This is a genomic window from Pseudomonas vanderleydeniana (assembly GCF_014268755.2).
Classification (GTDB): Bacteria; Pseudomonadota; Gammaproteobacteria; order Pseudomonadales; family Pseudomonadaceae; genus Aquipseudomonas; species Aquipseudomonas vanderleydeniana.
Window position 1 is genome coordinate 2987727 of sequence record NZ_CP077093.1, and the last position, 17455, is coordinate 3005181.

At 57.3% G+C, this 17455-nt stretch carries 12 protein-coding genes; 6 read left to right on the top strand and 6 right to left on the bottom strand.

Going from position 1 to position 17455, the window contains the following annotated elements:
• Positions 1–5 precede the first annotated feature (5 nt).
• Complete coding sequence (locus tag HU752_RS13530) at positions 6–1325, top strand: cytochrome c (protein ID WP_186680150.1); 1320 nt, start codon at positions 6–8, stop codon at positions 1323–1325.
• Between the two features lie 83 nt (positions 1326–1408).
• Positions 1409–2758 carry a carbohydrate porin gene (locus HU752_RS13535; protein ID WP_225920138.1) on the top strand — a complete coding sequence of 450 codons (1350 nt, stop codon included), beginning with the start codon at positions 1409–1411 and terminating at the stop codon, positions 2756–2758.
• 313 nt (positions 2759–3071) lie between these two features.
• Here the strand turns inward: HU752_RS13535 and HU752_RS13540 are convergent, their stop codons facing one another.
• The 6 genes from HU752_RS13540 to HU752_RS13565 are packed head-to-tail and all read right to left on the bottom strand — an operon-like array spanning position 3072 to position 11454.
• Positions 3072–4235 (bottom strand): ATP-binding protein, encoded by a 1164-nt coding sequence (locus HU752_RS13540; protein WP_186680152.1) that lies wholly within the window; start codon positions 4233–4235, stop codon positions 3072–3074.
• A 10-nt stretch (positions 4236–4245) separates the two neighbouring features.
• A complete protein-coding gene (locus tag HU752_RS13545; protein WP_186680153.1) occupies positions 4246–4935 on the bottom strand; it encodes a response regulator in 690 nt (229 codons plus the stop codon).
• Between the two features lie 58 nt (positions 4936–4993).
• The gene (locus HU752_RS13550; protein WP_186680154.1) at positions 4994–8050 is read right to left on the bottom strand and encodes an efflux RND transporter permease subunit; all 3057 of its coding nucleotides are present in this window, start codon (positions 8048–8050) and stop codon (positions 4994–4996) included.
• 3 nt (positions 8051–8053) lie between these two features.
• Positions 8054–9172, bottom strand: a complete 1119-nt coding sequence (locus HU752_RS13555) for an efflux RND transporter periplasmic adaptor subunit (protein WP_186680155.1) — start codon at positions 9170–9172, stop codon at positions 8054–8056.
• A 14-nt stretch (positions 9173–9186) separates the two neighbouring features.
• Positions 9187–10011 (bottom strand): MipA/OmpV family protein, encoded by an 825-nt coding sequence (locus HU752_RS13560; RefSeq protein WP_186680156.1) that lies wholly within the window; start codon positions 10009–10011, stop codon positions 9187–9189.
• A 21-nt stretch (positions 10012–10032) separates the two neighbouring features.
• Positions 10033–11454 (bottom strand): efflux transporter outer membrane subunit, encoded by a 1422-nt coding sequence (locus HU752_RS13565; RefSeq protein WP_186680157.1) that lies wholly within the window; start codon positions 11452–11454, stop codon positions 10033–10035.
• A gap of 863 nt (positions 11455–12317) precedes the next feature.
• Between HU752_RS13565 and HU752_RS13570 the strand changes: the two genes are divergently transcribed.
• The 4 genes from HU752_RS13570 to HU752_RS13585 all read left to right on the top strand — a co-directional run bounded on the left by HU752_RS13570 (position 12318) and on the right by HU752_RS13585 (position 17311).
• Complete coding sequence (locus HU752_RS13570) at positions 12318–13409, top strand: polyamine ABC transporter substrate-binding protein (protein ID WP_186680158.1); 1092 nt, start codon at positions 12318–12320, stop codon at positions 13407–13409.
• A 114-nt stretch (positions 13410–13523) separates the two neighbouring features.
• Entirely contained in the window at positions 13524–14162 is a 639-nt protein-coding gene (locus HU752_RS13575) for a TetR/AcrR family transcriptional regulator (RefSeq protein ID WP_186680160.1), read from the top strand.
• 278 nt (positions 14163–14440) lie between these two features.
• Entirely contained in the window at positions 14441–15961 is a 1521-nt protein-coding gene (locus tag HU752_RS13580) for a M28 family peptidase (protein ID WP_186680164.1), read from the top strand.
• A gap of 30 nt (positions 15962–15991) precedes the next feature.
• Positions 15992–17311, top strand: coding sequence for a phosphotriesterase family protein (locus tag HU752_RS13585; RefSeq protein WP_186680165.1), 1320 nt, complete (start codon positions 15992–15994; stop codon positions 17309–17311).
• The last annotated feature ends 144 nt before the right edge of the window (positions 17312–17455 follow it).

Below are 17455 nucleotides of genomic sequence, written 5' to 3' on the forward strand. Positions count from 1 at the left end.
TGAGCATGAACAAGAAAAACATCGCCGGCCTGGCTGGCGGCGTGGTACTGGCCGGTGCCCTGGTGGTGCTCGGGCTGGTGATCCACGCCAACTCCACCCAACGCTCGAGCGTGGCGGACAACAAGGTGCGCCTGGCCGACTGGCGCTCCAGCGATGGGGCGTTGGTTCAGCGCGGAGAATACGTGATGCGCAGCGCCGACTGCGCGGCCTGCCACACGGCCCATGCCGGCGATTTTGCCGGTGGCTACAGCATCGGTACGCCGTTCGGGCAGATCGTCTCGTCCAACATCACGCCTGATCGCGAGACCGGCATTGGCCAGTACACCGAGCGTGATTTCTTCAACGCCGTGCGTCACGGTCAGGGTCGCCATGGGCTGCTGTACCCGGCCATGCCATACACCGATTACACGCGGATGGACGACCAGGACCTGCACGCGCTCTGGGCCTACTTCAGCACTGTCTCCCCGCAGCGCAATACCGTCGACGAATTGGCCGGATTGCGCTTCCCGTTCAATCAGCGCCTGCTGATGGCCGGCTGGAACTGGCTGTTCTTCGACAACCGTCCGCTGGTACCGGATCCGGCCCACGATGCCACCTGGAATCGTGGTCGTTACCTGGTCGAAGGTGCCGGTCACTGCGCCGCCTGTCACAGCCCGCGTAACGCCCTGGGCGGTGCGATAGCCTCGGCGCATCTGCATGGCGGAGCGGTGGGCACCTGGTTTGCCCCGAACATCACCAACGATGCGCACCAGGGCCTGGGTGATGCCAGCGTTGAGCAGATCGTCGACTACCTCAAGACCGGTTCGGATGGCGTTGCGGTCGCGAGCGGGCCAATGGCCGAGGCCATTGAAAACTCGACCCAGCATCTGACCGAGGCCGATCTCACCGCCATCGCCACCTACCTCAAGTCGTTACCTGGCCAACCCGTGGCACCCGCTGCGGCGCTGGCGGCGAACGACACGCGGATGAAAAACGGCGCGGCTCTGTACGAGGTGCACTGTTCGGCCTGTCATGCGCCGGCCGGGGAGGGCGTGCCGCACATGATCACCGGTTTCGCCGGCAACAAGGCGGTTCTGGCGGATAACGTCGACACGCTGACCAGCGTGGTATTGGGAGGCTCCCATGCGGTGCATACCCACACCTATGTCACCGGGGCCGGCATGCCTGCTTTCGACTGGAAACTCAGCGACGGCGAGATCGCCGACATCCTCACCTACCTGCGCAACAGCTGGGGCAACGCGGCCACGGCGGTAGACGCGCGTACCGTCGGCGCGATGCGCCAGCAATTGGGTCTGCGCGAACCGCTGCGCGTCAGCACGCATTGATCCACGATCCCCCGTCGCGGGCCACCGGGATTGTCTGGTGGCCCGTGTCTCTTTCACGTCACACTCCCTTGAATCTGATGACCATGCTCAAGTACGGATACTTCACCGCGCACCCTTGCGCACTTCCTCTGGCACTGGCCCTGACGTTGGGTGCCAGCTGTGCCAATGCTGCCGAAGCCTTCGATCCCGACTCGCCCTGGATGCTCGGCGACTGGGGTGGGAGCCGCAGTGATCTCGCCCGACGCGGTGTCGATCTCGACCTCGAATATGTCGGTGAGATAGGCGCCAATCTGGGCGGCGGCTACAACCCTGATCGAACCGCGCGCTACAGCGACCAGTATTCATTGGGCGCCCATTTCGACCTGCAGAAGCTGCTGGGCTGGTCGGATGCCGAGTTACAGCTCAGTATTGCCGACCGCAATGGCGACAACATCTCCAATGATCGTATCGGCGATCCTCGCGTTGGCACGCTCAGCTCCTCCCAGGAGGTCTGGGGGCGTGGTTCCCATTGGCGCATGACCCAGGCCTGGTACCAGCAGAAGTTCCTCGACCGACGCCTGGACATCAAACTGGGGCGTTTTGGTGAGGGCGAGGACTTCAACAGTTTTGTCTGTGACTTCCAGAACCTGACCTTCTGCGGCTCGCAGGTCGGCAACTGGGGGGCCATCTGGTACAACTGGCCGGTCCAGCAGTGGGGGCTACGGGTCAAGTACCACCTGACACCGGAACTCTATGCCCAGGTCGGTGCCTTCGAACAGAACCCGTCGAACACCGAGCCAGGCAATGGCTTCAAGCTTAGCGGCAGTGGCACCCAGGGCGCGGTGCTGCCAGTGGAGCTGGTCTGGCAGCCAACCCTGGCAGGACTTCCGGGTGAGTACCGGCTCGGTTACTACTACAGCACCGCCAAAGCCAAGGAGGTCTACAAGGACCACAACGGTGAGCCCGCGGTCCTCAGTGGCGAAGCCTACCGCAGTGCTTCGAGCAAGCACGGCCTGTGGTTTGGCGTGCAGCAGCAGATCACCGGTAGTGGCGGGGCCAACCCACGTGGTTTGAGCCTGTTCAGCATGGCCACGCTGCATGATCGCAAGACCAACAAGGTCGATCGCTACGTCTCCGTCGGCGCGGTGTACAAGGGGCTCTTCGACGCGAGACCGCAGGATGACCTCGGTCTGGCCATCTCGCAGATCCACGTGAACCCGGATTACCGACGCAACAGTGAGGCGATCAACCGTGCCAACGCCGTGGAAGACTACGAGGATCCGAACTACCTGCCGATCCAGGATACGGAGTACAACGCCGAGCTGTACTACGGCGTGCATGTCACCCGCTGGCTAACGGTGCGACCGAACCTGCAGTACGTGCGTCATCCGGGAGGTGTATCACACGTTGATGATGCCTGGGTGGGGGGGCTGAAGGTGCAGGCGGCGTTCTGAGTTTCATCAGCGTATGCAGCCAGGCAAAAACTGTTTTGCCGCTTTCCGGATCGCGTGTGCCTCTGCATGCCGTTGGGACAGCCCGGACCTGTGAGACACACCTCCACAGTGTGCCTGGCTTGGCTTTTTGTTCCAGCGGTACGCGGCGATGGTTCTCTCGGTCCTACAGGCTTGGCAAGCAAGTGCGGATGCTGTTGCGGCCCTCAACCAGGGTCGCAACAGCAGGAGAGGTGCTTCTGGCCTTCCTCGCGGTGTTCAGCGCTGGGCCGTTCAAGATACCGAGCCCCTGGCCTTCATTGTGGCGCTTGCGGCTTCACACAAAAGGCAATTTGACTTCAAAAACCATTCCACCACCGTCGCGTTGGCTGGCAGTGATCGTGCCGCTGTGGGCAGCACATATAGCAAGAGCAATAGACAAACCCAATCCGCTGCCTCCCGCTCGACGGTCTCTGGAGCGCTCTTGTCGCCAGAATCGTTGAAACACGCGCTGCATTTCTTCTTCGGACAGACCGGGGCCACGATCGCTGAAAATGAGACAGATGCCATCCGGGGTCGACTGGCCTTCAATCTGGAGGTCGCCACCGGAGGATGCGTAGCGCAGGTAATTATCCAGCAGGATATTGAATACCTGACCAATGCGGTTTCGATCCGCCGCGATGGGATCAAGTGCAAGACTGGTCACCTTGATCGTCCTTCCGCTCGCAGATAGCTGGGGGTTGAACCAGTTGATGCGCTCATTCAAAAGGGCCTCGACGGTGAACGTGGTTTTCGTCAGAGGAAGCTGGCCTGCCTGAGCCAGGGACAGTAGCAAGAGGTCGTCCACCAGATAATTCAGGTGCTCCAGTTGGTGCAACACCAAGCCCAATTGCTCCTCATTGGCGGGAAACACCTCATCGAGCATGCCACGCACCCGCCCCATGGCAGCATTAAGGGGGGTGCGCAGCTCGTGAGCCAGTACGGCGCTGGACTCTTGCACTTCCTGTTCATAAAGCCGAAGGCGTTGGGTCATGCTGTTAAAGTCGGAGGTCAGTTGCTGAACTTCCAGGGGCATTTTCTCGGCAATGGACAGTTTTACTTTGAGATTGCCGCGTGCGACTTTCTGAGCCGCCTGCGCGATTTCGATAAACCGTTTGGACAGTGGGCGCAGCAGCAGAAAGCCGGCGATGACGATTATCGGTAGTGCTGTAATCAGTAGGAATAATACGGCCCACCAATCAGCACCGGAGATGCCTGGCAGGATATCGTCGACGTAGTAGTACTTGGTAATGTAGGTCCAGAGCTCGGCCTCATGGCCGGCCGGATGATCGATGAGCTTTTCCAGCTGGACCCGCGCATCGGCAGGGATCTTGGATTTGATTCCTAGATCCCACCAGTAGAAGCGCAGCCACATGATAAAGGACATTAATGCGACGGTGCCGCTGGCGATAAAACCCATCCGCCAGCCTACCCATTGCCATAGGCTCACCGGTCTTTTCATCTTAGAGTCCTCACTGAAAGCGGTAGCCGATCGAACGAACCGTTACCAGGACGCCTGTGATCCCATACACCTCAAGTTTGCGCCGGACATTGTGTATGTGAGTATCGACGACTCTCGCCAGGGCGTCGCTTTCAGGAAGACAACGGGTCAGCAGTTCCTCACGGCTGAACGCTTTCTGTGGTGCACCTAAAAGCACGGCGAGCAAATTGAACTCAGTTGGGGTCAGATCTATCATCAGGTCTGCATCGTTATCCTGGGACAGGCCGACCGTTCTACTGTCCAGGTCCAGCCATAGCCTTTCGAATCGCAGTCGTGTCTCACTGACCGTCTGGGGCTGTACCCGACGTAGCACGGCCTGCACTCGAGCCACCACTTCCTTGGGGTTGTAGGGTTTGACCACATAGTCATCTGCCCCGTATCTCAACGCGCCGAGCTTTTCCGGTTCGTCCCCCAGGGCGGTCACCATGATGACCGGGGTGTTGCCGCGCTTGCGAATCGTATTGAGCACCTCTGATCCATTCATCAACGGCAGCATCATGTCGAGCAGGATCAGATCAGGCTTGAGACGGTGATGCAGCTCAATGCCCTTGAGACCATTTTCGGCAATCACCACATCGAAGAAATCGCGTTTCAGATAGGCCTCAAGGATACTGGCGCTGTCGGCATCATCTTCGACAATCAGGATCAATTTGTTGGTCACACGGGCCTCTAACATGGATTTGCCGCAGTTTTTGCCAACTGCGGCAAGGCTTGAAGGGTCAGGCAGTTCTGCGACGTCTGCCAAACCATTCAGGCAGAGTCGAGAACAGTAGGTCGTAGAGTAGGGGGATCAAGCCCAGGGTGATCAGAGTTCCCAAGGCCAGGCCGCCAATCATGGAGATGGCCATACCTTCCCACAGGGAGCCTCCGAACAGCAACAGAGGAACAAGACCGGTGATGCACGTTAGTTTCGTCATGACGATCGGTCGCAGCCGTTTAACTGCTGCGTTGACGGTCGCCACCTTGATTGAATGACCGTTCTGCCGCTCGACTTCGATGCGTTCGAGCAGTAGCACGGCGTTATTCACGATGATGCCGGCCAGGGAAAGAACACCAAACGTGGCCATGAAACTGAAAGGATAACCCGTTAGGACCAGGGCCAGGCTCACGCCAATCAGGGCGAAGGGGACGCTCAGTAGAATGATGGCGAGTTTGCGCATCGAGTTGAACTGCCAGATAAACAACAGCAGCATCGCAACGAAGGCATGTGGCATGTACATCAGGAGGGCATCATTCGTGTCGGCGGCATCCTCGATTTCACCCCCGAGTTCAATCCGATAGCCTGTCGGTAACTGCAACGCCTCGATCTGGGGGGCCAGTTGCTCCACGATGGAGGTTGCCGTCAGCGCAGGGTTGCTGCCCGTCACGGTAATGCTACGGACCTTGTCTCTGCGCATCATCAGTGCCGGCTCGAATGCGACATCAATCTGAGCGATGCTGGAGAGCTGCACCGGCTTTGCTCCTGTCTCTGGGTAGACCCATGTGCCCTCTAGACTCATGCTTGTAGCGCCCTTGGTGGCATCTTTGATCACCACCGGGATAGGCGTCGATCCGTCATAGACAATCGATGCCTGCATCCCACCGTTTCGCAGTTGCAGGGCTCTAGCAATGTCCTCCCTGTTGATGCCGTTCAACTCGGCTTTTTGCTGGTTGACCTTGACCACCAGGCGAGAAATGCTGGGGCCCCAGTTGTCCTTCACATTGACTGTACCAGGCAGCGACCTCAGCGTATCGGCAATCTGGTCGGCGATCTTGCGCAATTCGCCAGTGTCCGGACCAGAGATCCGATAAGTTGCCACTCCCGTCTCAGTCGAACCCAGGGAGAATCGCTGAGGTTGAGCCTGCATGTCAGGGTAGTGGGTGCTCAGGTGTGAGCCCACCTCTGCAATGATCTGGTCTATGTCTGCCTCGGCGTCCACGCTCACCGTGAAGTAAGCCACTTCCGGCCCCGGTTGCGGAGGGTTCAGACCCAGCACGATTCGAGGCCCACCATCGGCCACATACCCAATGCTCTGCGTGATATGCGGATGCTGTTCAAGCCAGTTGCTGATGTCCCGCACGCGCTGCAGTGTTTTACGTGAATCGGTTCCCGGCTCAAGGCTCATTGGGATCTGAAACTGCTTGCGATCGGACTTGGGAAGGAAGTCATAGGGGACGTTCATGATCGTGACAACGGCTACCCCCAGCAGCACTAGCATGCTGGCAATGAACGTTACCTTATGGTCAAGCAATGAGCTGATCAGTGATCGGTAGGTGCGGTAGAACCGTGTTTCGGTTTCTGCACCTTGGGCCTCTGTCTGTGCAGGCTCCTTGGCGAAGAAATAACAGAGCAGGGGAGTGACGGTCAGACTGAGAACCCAAGATCCCAGTAGATTGAGGGCCAGCACCACAGCCAGTGACTGGAGATACTCGTTGGTACTCGTCTTGCCCAGGAAGAAGGGTGAGAACGCCAATACGATGACCAGCGACGAGGTCAGCAACGGGAGCGCCAGCGTACGTCCAGCCTCTTCGCAGGCGCGACGGCGATCCTCTCCCGCGTGTAGGCGGCGCTCAATGTCCTCGGCAATGACGATGCCGTTATCCACCAGTAGGCCAAGAGCGAGGATGATGGCCGCGATGGATACGGTTTGCAGCTGTATCCCGAGAAAGCGCATCGCGATCAGTGTTGCAAAGATCGTCAGCGGAACAATGGCACCGACCACCATGCCGGTACGCCAGCCCAGGAACAGGACCACCACCGCCATCACTGAAAGGATGGTTTCCAGCAATACGTGATGCATACGGTCCATGGCGTGATGCACCACGTCCGCCTGAAAGGTCACCTCGTGCAGGTTGAATCCTGCCGGCAGTTCTTTCTCCAGTGTCGCCAGGCGCTCACGTAGCGCGGCGCCAAATGCCTCGATGCTCTGACCCGAGGTCATCGAGACTGCGATGACGACAGCATCCTGTCCCTGGTAGATCGCGGCGTTGTCCGGCGGAGTCTTAGGCTCTGAGTGCACTTTGGCCAGCGAGCCCAATGGGAGGCTCCCCCCTTCTGGGAGGGCTATCTGGAATTGACTGACATCTTCGGCGTTACGCAGGTTGCCGGTGATCTGGATCGAGATGTTCTGTCCACCTACGACGGGGGTCCCGCCGCCGAGCACGGCATTGCGTTTGCGCAGTTGTTCGCCAATCTGACTTGGCGAAAGCCCTGACCGGGAAAGACGCTCGCTGTCGAGTTCGACGTAGAGCTGTTCCGATGGCAGACCAATCAGCGAGACGCGATCAACACCGTTGAGATCTCGCAGCTGATTGCTCAGCTCTTCGACCGGTCGGCGCATTTCCCACGTTGTGAACCCTGGAGCCGTGACCGCTATCGTGGCCACGGCAACGCTCCCGAAGTCATCGTCGATCTGGGCGTGCTCTGCGCCCGCTGGAAAGTTTGCCGAGGCCTCGTTGATCTTGTTCCGTGCGCGCTGCCAGACCGCAGGAAGATTCTTCACTGTGTCGTAGGCCGTGATCTGGGTGTAGACCTTGCCGGGTCGTACGGTTGTCTGAATGGTCTTGATTTCAGGGAGTTCGCGCAGCTTGTTTTCAAGCGGTTGAGCCAGAAGGCGTTCGGTTTGTTCAGTGCTCAACCCATCCATCGCAGCCATGACCATGGCGTCTCGGACAGTGATGGACGGTTCCTCTTGAGAGGGGAAGTTGAGAAAGCTCAAAATCCCGCCCAAGAGCATCATCAATGCGATGGCGAACGTCAGTCGGCTTGACGTGATCGCGTTTCGTGTGAGGTTCATGAATTACTCGGTACCGCTGCTGTTAGACGACTTGAATAACGTGACTTCCTGGCGATCTGTCAGGAACGCGGCCCCGGCCGTGACGACCTGTTCGCCAGGGAGCAGTCCGGCACGAACGATCAGGCGTGAGCCTTGGAGGCCCGCCAACTGAACCTCACGACGCACCACTCGCCGGAATTGGGGTTCATAGATAAACACTTCGGCGCCTTGGGGGGATGGGGTGCCCTTGAATGCTTGTAGGGGTAGCGTTATCGCGGCTGTGGTGCTGCTCGGGGCAAGTTGCAGCATCAACGTTGTGCCGTCTACCAACTGTACGTTGGGCGAGATGAGCTCAAACTTGGCCTCTTGCACAAGGCCTGCTTTAGCCTCAGGTGAAAGACTGCGCAGCTTGAGCATGAGCGGGGTGGTGTGTTGAGACCCCTCCATACCCACCGCGTCGCTGCCGATGACCAATCCTCTGGCTTGATCGACGGGCACTTGTACCACGACGTCCTGATGACCTGAGGCGACGAGTTGAACCGCGGTTTGGGCCGCACCGATCTGGGTGTGCGGTTCAACGGTGTACGACACCACGCGACCATCAAAAGGTGCCGTTAACTGAGTCAGGGTGTACTCGCGCTGGGCCAGCTTGACTGAGGCCTCATCAATGTCGCGCTCGGCCACCGCGGATTGATATTGGGACTGAGCTTGTTCGACATCCTTTTTGGCTAGCGAGCCATCAGCCAGTAGGCGCTGGCTTCGCTCTAACAATTGTTGGTTTTGCACCACAAGCGCCTTTTGGGCTTGCAGCTTGGCTTTGGCCTGAGTCAGCTTAAGCTGGGCGGGTTGTCGATCCAACTGAGCCAGTACGGCACCTTTTCGCACCTCTTGGCCTGGACGCACCAGTAACTGGTCGAGCACACCGCTGATTTCAAATGAGAGATCGACCCGGCGCTGAGTGCGCACGGTACCGAGCAACTGGGGACCTTGCTGCGGCTGCGCCACAACGGTCTCGACTTTCACCGGGCGAGGCACTTGTGGGTCTGCCGGATCTTCGGCAGTACAGGCACCCAGCGTTAATGTAGCCAGCAGGATTACTGGCACGTAACGACTGATGCCGATTTCGAACAACGGACGAATCATGCTGGCTACCATGTTTAGAAGGTGTAGTTCACGCCGATGTAGCTCGTCGCCGTTGTGTCTTGGGTTACAAGCGGGCTGTTGCGAACCTGGTCGGTGTAGTGGGTCAACTCGATACTGGCGACGGTCGCCCAGTGCCGATCAAAGGTATGCATCCAGGACAACACTGAAGAGTACGCATAGATACCTTGATCAGCCTTGAATCTGCCAAAGCGCGAGGCAGCACTCTGCTCGGCAGTCACCCCGAAGTAGGTCTGGTTGAATCGGCCGCTACCGGCGTGGGCGTTGAGCCCCCACGTGATCTTGTCTGCACTGGCGTCGAGCAGTGTGCTTTCGAGTCCCAGTCTGTAACGGTCGCCGCGCTTGGCGCCGGCCATGCGCAGGTCGGCTTGCGCGTTCAAGGCCAGCCAGGAAGTGAGCTTCTGGGAGGCTGCCAGGTTCAAGACGGTGGCGCCACTGACCTCATCCATCCCCTTGAGCTTGTCCGAGCCGTAACGGAAGTCACTGTCGCCGTCGGCTCGCCCGTAGTCATAACCGACTGACGCACTGGCACTGAAACCGGTGTTTGATGCGTACTGCACTCCGAGACCACCTTCAGAGTCGAGAAAGAAAATCCCTCGTTCAACTCGAAGCAGTGGCTGCAGTGCTGACGTGTAATTTTTTGAGCCGAGATAGCGGGGACCGTAGCTTGCTCCCAGGCCGATCGTGACATCGGTGCTGTTGCCCCAGATACCAGCATCGCTGGTCGCCTGTTCATCGGCTTGGGCCTGAACAGCGACCAGTGCTGCATTGAAGGCCAGGGATGTAATCAGACCTTTGTGAAGTCCGTTAATAACGCGCACGTGGGGTTTCCTTTTTGCGGTTTAAGAAGAGAGGGCTGATGCATCGGCACCGTGGAGCACCCGATAAAGCGACAGCAAATTCATTTCAAGGGCGAGTCGGGTCTCGGCCAGCGCCTGTTCGGCTTGAGCGGCCTGAATTTGCGCCCTCAACTCGTCAGCCTTGCTGGCGTCTCCGCGGCTGGCCTGAGCCTTGCGATGTTCGAGCTGTTGTTGGGCCAGCGTATTGAGTGCGGACTGGCTATGAATCCTCTGTAACAGCACGTCTCGCTCAGCCAAGCCGTCCACCATGTCTCTGAAGGCGTGCTGAATGACTTTTTCGTAGTGGGCTACGCTGATTTTCTTGCGTACTTTCGCGAGATCCAGATTTGCCTGGTTACGTCCGCCATCAAAGAGTGGAATGTTGATCTGGGGTACGAAGAGCCAGGTGCCTGTGCTGTCTGAAAACAGTCCGTGCAGGTGCTTGCTGGCCACGCCAGCGCCAGTACTCAAGCGAATTGATGGGAAGAATGCGGCCCTTGCTGCACCAATTGAGGCGTTGGCGGCTTTGAGTTGCTCTTCGGCTGCTTGCACATCGAACCTGCCGAGTAATCGCTCAGAGTCGAGATTGGTCAGCCACGCGGCCTCGGCTTGTTCAGTGCTCCCGGTGTCTGGAGTCTGAGAAATTGTGTTGAGGGGGGAGGTGTAGCCAGTGAGCAATCCCAATGCGTTTCGGGCTTTGGCTAGCTGCTGGACTGTGTCGAGCACATGCTGCTGCGCTTGACTGAGCGTCGCCATGCTTGCTTGCAGTTCTTCCTGAGAGAGTCCACCGGCTTCGGCCTCTCTTTGCGCGAGCTCAACCTGTTGTTTACGGCGCTGCAAAAGCATCTCTGCGCGCTGCTGGCGGTCGGCCTCGGCTCGTAGCATGAGACAGGCTTGAGCAACCTCGGCGATCAGTGCTTTACGTGATGCTTGTTGGCCCAATTGTGTGGCGAAGAACTGATGCCGTGCCGACTCGGACAGGGCTTTGACTCGTTCAAAAAAATCGAGCTCAAAGTCGTTGAAGCCCACAGTCGCTGTGCTGTAACGCTGTCCGTATACCTCATTCAGCGAGCGATCACTGAAGTCCTGGCGCTCCATCTGGCCAGTGCCTTGAACTGTCGGGAGTCGGTCTGCTCTGGCGATGCCGTATTCCGCGCGTGCCTGTTCAACGCGCAACATTGCGATTTGGTAGTCACGATTGTGCAAGAGTGCCCGCACGGCCAACTGCTTGAGTTGACCAGAGCGATCCAGACCGTCCAGAAGCTCGGCTTCTTCTTTCGTCAGCAAACTCAGGTGGGTGAGAGCCTCCTGGTCCTGTTCTGGGGTTGTGGACAGTGAATGGAGCGCAATCCCTGGTCGCTCATAACGCGGGGTCAGGGAGCATCCTCCTAACGACGCAATTGCAATGGCGAGAACGGTCGTCATCAGTGGCGACCGTTTAGAACAGGTGGGGGACATCAGGTATCAACCATTAAGACAAGCAGGTGAGGCAAGCTTAAAGATGGTTCCTCAAGGGAGGCTCAAGGGTTTTTCAAGATTTGATCAAGGTGGTGTAAGGAGCATTGAAGGAATCTGCAGGTTGCCGTGTCGAGTACTTGATCAGAGACTCGTCGTGATGGAGTGTTGCCTGCATGGTAAGGCTATGGACTTGTGAGATGGCGAAGCACCTTCCGGCTGAGCTGCTTACGTTCATGGGCCGGAGGGTTGCACAGTATCACGGCGTTTCGGCTGCTGAAGCCGGCGGGATTGATACCCAAAGGATAATCAGTACTGTCCTCCTCGGCCTCGTTTGACTGAGCGATGACCTTGAAGCGGGAGGAGCCGCAGCTTTGCTCGGCTTGTGATAGGCAGTTGGCCCAGGAAGAGGTGAGCCCCGAGCAACTGATATACAGGTAACGCTTGCCATGCCATGTCCGATCAGCCATGACGGAGGCGCAGCCAGCGAGAGCAGACAGCAGTATGGTCCCGCACAGTAGCATTAACGATGGGCGCATGGTTTTCGTGTAGGGTTCCGGGTAGGTGAGAATGAGCGAACCAGCGCCCTAGAATGCTTCGCGATTATCAAGGTTGCGTTAATCAGAGCCGTGTCTTTTTCAATCACGGCGCCCATCGCTTTCAGGGCACAGGTCTGATTGTTGAGCAGGTGCTCGGGACCTCCATTCATGCGCCTCGATTGAAGACCTTACAAAGTCAGTCCTTTCAGCCCTCCTTCCTATAAGTAAGTATTTGCTCGCTTTTTGCGCTGAAACCAACATAAGCTTGCAATGCACTCATTGTGGGGATGGCAAATGGGCGTCTTGCGAATGTTGGGCGTGGTCATTGCGGCAACCTTGGCAACCACGGCCGTTTATGCGGGGGAGGCGCAGGTCAACGTCTACAACTGGACCGACTATATCGGCGAAACCACCCTGGCGGATTTCCGGAGCGCTACGGGTATCGATCCGGCCTACGATATTTTCGATGCCAATGAGACGCTGGAAGCCAAGCTGCTTGCCGGGCATTCGGGCTATGACGTTGTGGTTCCGAGCAGTCACTTCATCAGTCGACAGATCCAGGCAGGTGTGTTTGCTCCGCTGGATCGGTCGTTGCTTACAAACTACAAGAATCTCGACCCGGCAATCCTGAAGCAACTGCAGGTCAATGATCCCGATAACCGCTATGTGGTGCCCTATTTATGGGGGACGGGCGGGCTGGCTTACAACAAGGAAAAGGTCAGGGCGGTACTGGGTGTCGACGCCGTTGATTCCTGGTCGGTCCTGTTCGAGCCGAGCTCGATCCAAAAATTGCACCAGTGTGGGGTGGCCGTGATGGACTCACCTGACGAGTTGTATGGCGCAGCCCTTCATTATCTGGGGCGCGACGTCGGCAGTGCCAATCTTCGGGACTATCAGGACGCCACCGCGTTACTTCGTAAGATACGGCCCTACATCACCTACTTTCATTCCTCCAAGTTTGTGGGCGATTTGGCCAATGGCGAGATCTGCCTGGCGATGGCGAACTCGGGGGACGGAGTGCAGGCAATCGAACGTGCCAAGGAGGCACAGGCAGGTGTCCAAATCGAATATGTGGTGCCCAAGGAAGGAGGGAACATCTGGTTCGACGTCCTGGCCATTCCTGCCGATGCCCGGCACAAGAGGCAAGCGCATGCCTTCATTAACTTCCTGTTGGACCCCAAGACGATTGCAGGGGTAACAAACTACACCGGGTACGCCAATCCGACGCCAGCCTCGAAGTCGTTCCTTTCGACAGATATCGTGAACAATCACGTCATCTACCCTCTACCTGAGACCGTTCGAAGGCTCTACATTTCGGCCCAGCCGGCCCCAGAGTACGTTCGCTACATCACACGTGCCTGGACCTCGCTGAAGAATGGAACCTGATGGTTCGTCCTCGCCTTGTTGGGCAATTGGCCGCTTGGCCATTACCATGTCGACCTTTAGTGCTGCGCGTCTGGAATTGTCCGTGGGCCATGAATGAAAACTAATGATGATGCAATGATCAGTACGTTGGAAATGTGCGGGATTCCTTTGCCCAAACAGCGACGTAGCCTGGACACTTATCACCGTATTCTACGCGCCGCCCAGGAGTGTGTGGCGGAATACGGTTACAGCAAGACCAGCACCCAGGAGGTGGCCAGACGAGCCGAGATTTCCCATGGTGGCCTGTTCAAACGGTTTCCGACCAAGGTCAGCCTCATGGCATCCATGGTCGGCTATCTGGAGGCGCAGCTCAGGCGTCAGGCAGCCGGGGAGGTGACCGAGGAGTTGCTGAATTCACCTAGTCACCAGCGTGTACGATTCTTTATCGAGGGGTACTGGTGCTTCGTACAGACCCCGCAGTTCAAGGCGATCGATGAGGTCTGGGATGAATCCCGCACCGACCCTCAGCTTTTGGAGGCGCTGCGTCCGATCATCGCGAAGGATGTGGTGGCAGGTGACCTCAGGTTTTACTTCCCTGAGCTCGAGAATGGCACGGCCATCCAATTCATCAGCCAGATGATCTATTCGAGTCTGGAGTACCTGGCGTTCAACCATGGTATGGGGGCCGATGATCAGGCTCCAGCCAAGCTGGATGTGTTGATTGACCTGGTTTGCCGCGAGATCGATCGGTTGCGCGCCGAGACCGTCCGCTAGACAGACGCTGCCGTGTACCCACGTTGACCATTTTTGCCATCGGTCCTGTGTGACTGAGGGATGAATCTTGGGTCGTTTGAAGATCTCAAAAAAGAAAGCGAGTGCTCGCTTTCTTTTTGTGGGGAAACGATTATAGTGAAACCCACCTCCGAGGAGGAGGAGCGGGCGGGTTCCGCGCATCGTTGTCCGCCCACTCGATTGGAGGATTGGAGACGCGGGCGCTGTCGGAGGCCCTTCGGTAGTCCCGCGAAATAATAAATAGAATCGACGGAACTCGCATGGAACACACAAAGAAGCGCCGTGCCGCAGGTCGTGTTTACACCCGTTTCCTGGCCCTGGGGGCCCTTACTCTTTCTCTATTCGTTTCTCAGGCAGGTGCACAGGTGGATAGCCATGATGTCCGTCCTGGTTTGGCAACGAATGCGGAAATTTTCGGATTCATCCAAGACATCACCGACTTCGGTCCGCGTCGCACCGGCAGCGAGGCAAACGTCAAGACTGCCGATTACATCGCCGGACAGTTCAAGGATTTCGGTCTGCAGAATGTGACGATTGAAAAAGGAGACACTTTCCAATGGGAGGCCAAGAAGTGGGGGCTTGATGTCGGTGGTACGGCAATCCCGGCGTTCTATATGCGTCACAGCTTTCACCCTGGCAAGGAGGGGATGTTTAGTACAGGAGCTGATGGGCTTAGGGCCGAATTCATCTATGTGGGTAATCGCAAGGACCTGAAGGGCCTCGATATCAAAGGCAAAATCGTGGTGGCTGATGTTCAACTCAAGGACATCAACATGACGCTTATCCAGATGGCGGCTGATTCGATTTACGACCCGGCCAAGAGCTTGAAGAACGAGAAACGACTGGACCCGTTCACGCCTGATAACTATCCCTTCAACATGGCCTCGGCGATAGAGGGTGGTGCTGTCGGATTCGTTGGCATCCTCTCCAACTACTTCAATAGCAATCGTTTCTACAACGAGGACATGGCCTACTTCGTCGATGACAACCTCCGACTGAACATACCTGGTTTGTGGTTGAGTCGTGAGGAGGGCGAAGCACTGAAGGCCCTCTTGAAGAAACAGCCTGACGCCATCGGCCGTATGGTTCTGGAGGGAGAGGTCAGGAAGGTCCAGTACCGCACCGTTGTTGGATACCTACCGGGAAAAAGTGCAGAGACGCTCATGGTCCAATCGCATCACGACTCTGGATTCATGGGGGCCGTGGAGGATGCCAGTGGGGTCTCTGAAGTGTTGGCGCTGGCAAAGTATTACGGGGCCCAACCGGTGAGGAGCCGGGATCGAACGTTGATGTTCGTTGCGATGGATAGCCACTTCACCGGCTATGAGGCACACGAAGATTTTGCCAAGAAAAACATCATCGGCACCGGGATGAACGTGGTTGCAAACATCACCCTCGAGCACATAGCACGTGAAATGGTGGTCAAGGACGGAAAGGCTGTGATGACCGGTCAAGTCGATCCACGTGTGTTCATCACATCGCCCTCATTGCTTGAGCTGGTCGGTGACCAAGTCAAGACGAACAACTATGCCCGCTCTATCGTCATGTCAACCGGTGTGTTCACGGACGATGAAGGTTTGCCGACCGATGTCGGTCCTATTCACCTGCTGACGGGGATGCCGGTGATCAGCCTCATTTCCGCACCGGTCTACCTCTACGATATCGCCGACACCCTGGATAAGGTCGCGGTGGAAGAACTACGACCTACTGCAGTTCTGGCCGCGGATCTTCTGGATAAGCTCGACAAGATCCCGGCAGATGAGTTGGGTCGCGACAAGTAATCGCACGACAGCCTTGAACTGGAGTGGAACATGAATAATCAGAGCTTAAAAAGCCGTCGCGACTTTCTCAAAATGACCGGTACTGTAGCGCTTGCGGGGGCCGCCGGTGGGTTGCTGGCGAGTTGCGAAAGCAAGCCGACAGCCGTCGCCGGGACACTTGCGCCGCTTCCGGTCGCCGCTAAGCCCGGCGGCAAGAACGTACGTACCGTGCGAGGGTTGATGGATGCGCAATTGCTCGGTGTGACTGACATGCATGAACATGTTCTGCGTGATCATGTGCCGGGAGTGCTCGAGTCGTTGTCGATGTTCGACGCGCAGACGCTCAAGGAAATGATGATGCTTTCCGACCCGGGAGAGGTGCCAGCGAGCTTCTTCCCGGAGAAGGGTAACCCGATCACCCTGCAGAATCGCAGCTACCTGACGCATTTCTACGCCAATGGCCAGGACCAGTTTGTGCTCGACAAGGACATGATGCTCGGCGAGCTGCGTGATTTCGCGACCTTGGGGGGGAAGTCGATTTTGGACTGCAGTCCGACTTACGAGCGTGGTAGTCCGGTGACGGTGCGCCAGATGTCGGAAGAAACGGGTGTCAACATCATCATGAGTACCGGGATCAACTCACATGTGCTCCTCCCGGCGAAGTACAAGAAGATGAACGTGAGCGAGCTGGCTGGGTTCTTCGAGAAAGAGATGTTTGTGGGGATTGATGACACCAACGTTTGTTGTGGTCATATCAAACTGCTCGCCGAAAGTGAGCAGTTTGGTGTGAAGGCGACAGAGGATGTCCCGCTTCTGCACGGACTGGAGGCCGCCGCAGGGGTCTCGCGAAATACGGGAGTGCCGGTTACCGTTCACGCCTATTTGTTGGGAACAGAAGTCCTGAAGGCGTTTCTGGAAACCGCCATGACGTTCGGCATGCCCAAGGATCGAATGATCCTGGCGCATTTTTCGACGGCATTGGCCCCGATGGATTTCAGAACGTTGATGCACAATCCCAAAACCTTGTCCCCCAATCTGGATATCGGCTATTGGGCGATGGATCGTGGCTTTATCCTGTCATTCGATCTGTTCGGCTCAGGTTATGCCTGGCGTGATACTCGCGAGGGCCTGGCTCCCACCTATGATCCGCTGTCGCTGGCGGCCATCTATCAATATGTGAAGGCAGGCTATGGCGATCGCATCGTCATGGGGACTGATCTCTGGATGCGAAACTCAGCCAGAAAATATGGCGGACCGGGCATTGCACAGCTGCTCAACCATATCGTTCCCATCTTGCTCGAAAACGGTCTGACTCAAAAGGACATCGACCAGATTCTGATTAAGACCCCAGCGCGAATGCTTGCTTTCTGAGACTGTCTGGCTGGCCTGTCATGACAACTTAGTCAGGGTCAGTTTATCTAAAGATAAATCGCTCCGCTAAAACCGGTTTTGGTTTTAGGTGCTTTGCCTTGCTTTAAAACTGCCGTGTTTAAACAAAAACAATGAGGGACACTG

Bases quoted from the DNA above. Each gene is read 5' to 3' on its own strand.
- HU752_RS13570 (WP_186680158.1), top strand. From the start codon at position 12,318: ATGGGCGTCTTGCGAATGTTGGGCGTGGTCATTGCGGCAACCTTGGCA.
- HU752_RS13575 (WP_186680160.1), top strand. From the start codon at position 13,524: ATGATCAGTACGTTGGAAATGTGCGGGATTCCTTTGCCCAAACAGCGA.
- HU752_RS13565 (WP_186680157.1), bottom strand. From the start codon at position 11,454: ATGACGACCGTTCTCGCCATTGCAATTGCGTCGTTAGGAGGATGCTCC.
- HU752_RS13550 (WP_186680154.1), bottom strand. From the start codon at position 8,050: ATGAACCTCACACGAAACGCGATCACGTCAAGCCGACTGACGTTCGCC.
- HU752_RS13540 (WP_186680152.1), bottom strand. From the start codon at position 4,235: ATGAAAAGACCGGTGAGCCTATGGCAATGGGTAGGCTGGCGGATGGGT.
- HU752_RS13585 (WP_186680165.1), top strand. From the start codon at position 15,992: ATGAATAATCAGAGCTTAAAAAGCCGTCGCGACTTTCTCAAAATGACC.
- HU752_RS13530 (WP_186680150.1), top strand. From the start codon at position 6: ATGAACAAGAAAAACATCGCCGGCCTGGCTGGCGGCGTGGTACTGGCC.
- HU752_RS13535 (WP_225920138.1), top strand. From the start codon at position 1,409: ATGCTCAAGTACGGATACTTCACCGCGCACCCTTGCGCACTTCCTCTG.
- HU752_RS13580 (WP_186680164.1), top strand. From the start codon at position 14,441: ATGGAACACACAAAGAAGCGCCGTGCCGCAGGTCGTGTTTACACCCGT.
- HU752_RS13555 (WP_186680155.1), bottom strand. From the start codon at position 9,172: ATGATTCGTCCGTTGTTCGAAATCGGCATCAGTCGTTACGTGCCAGTA.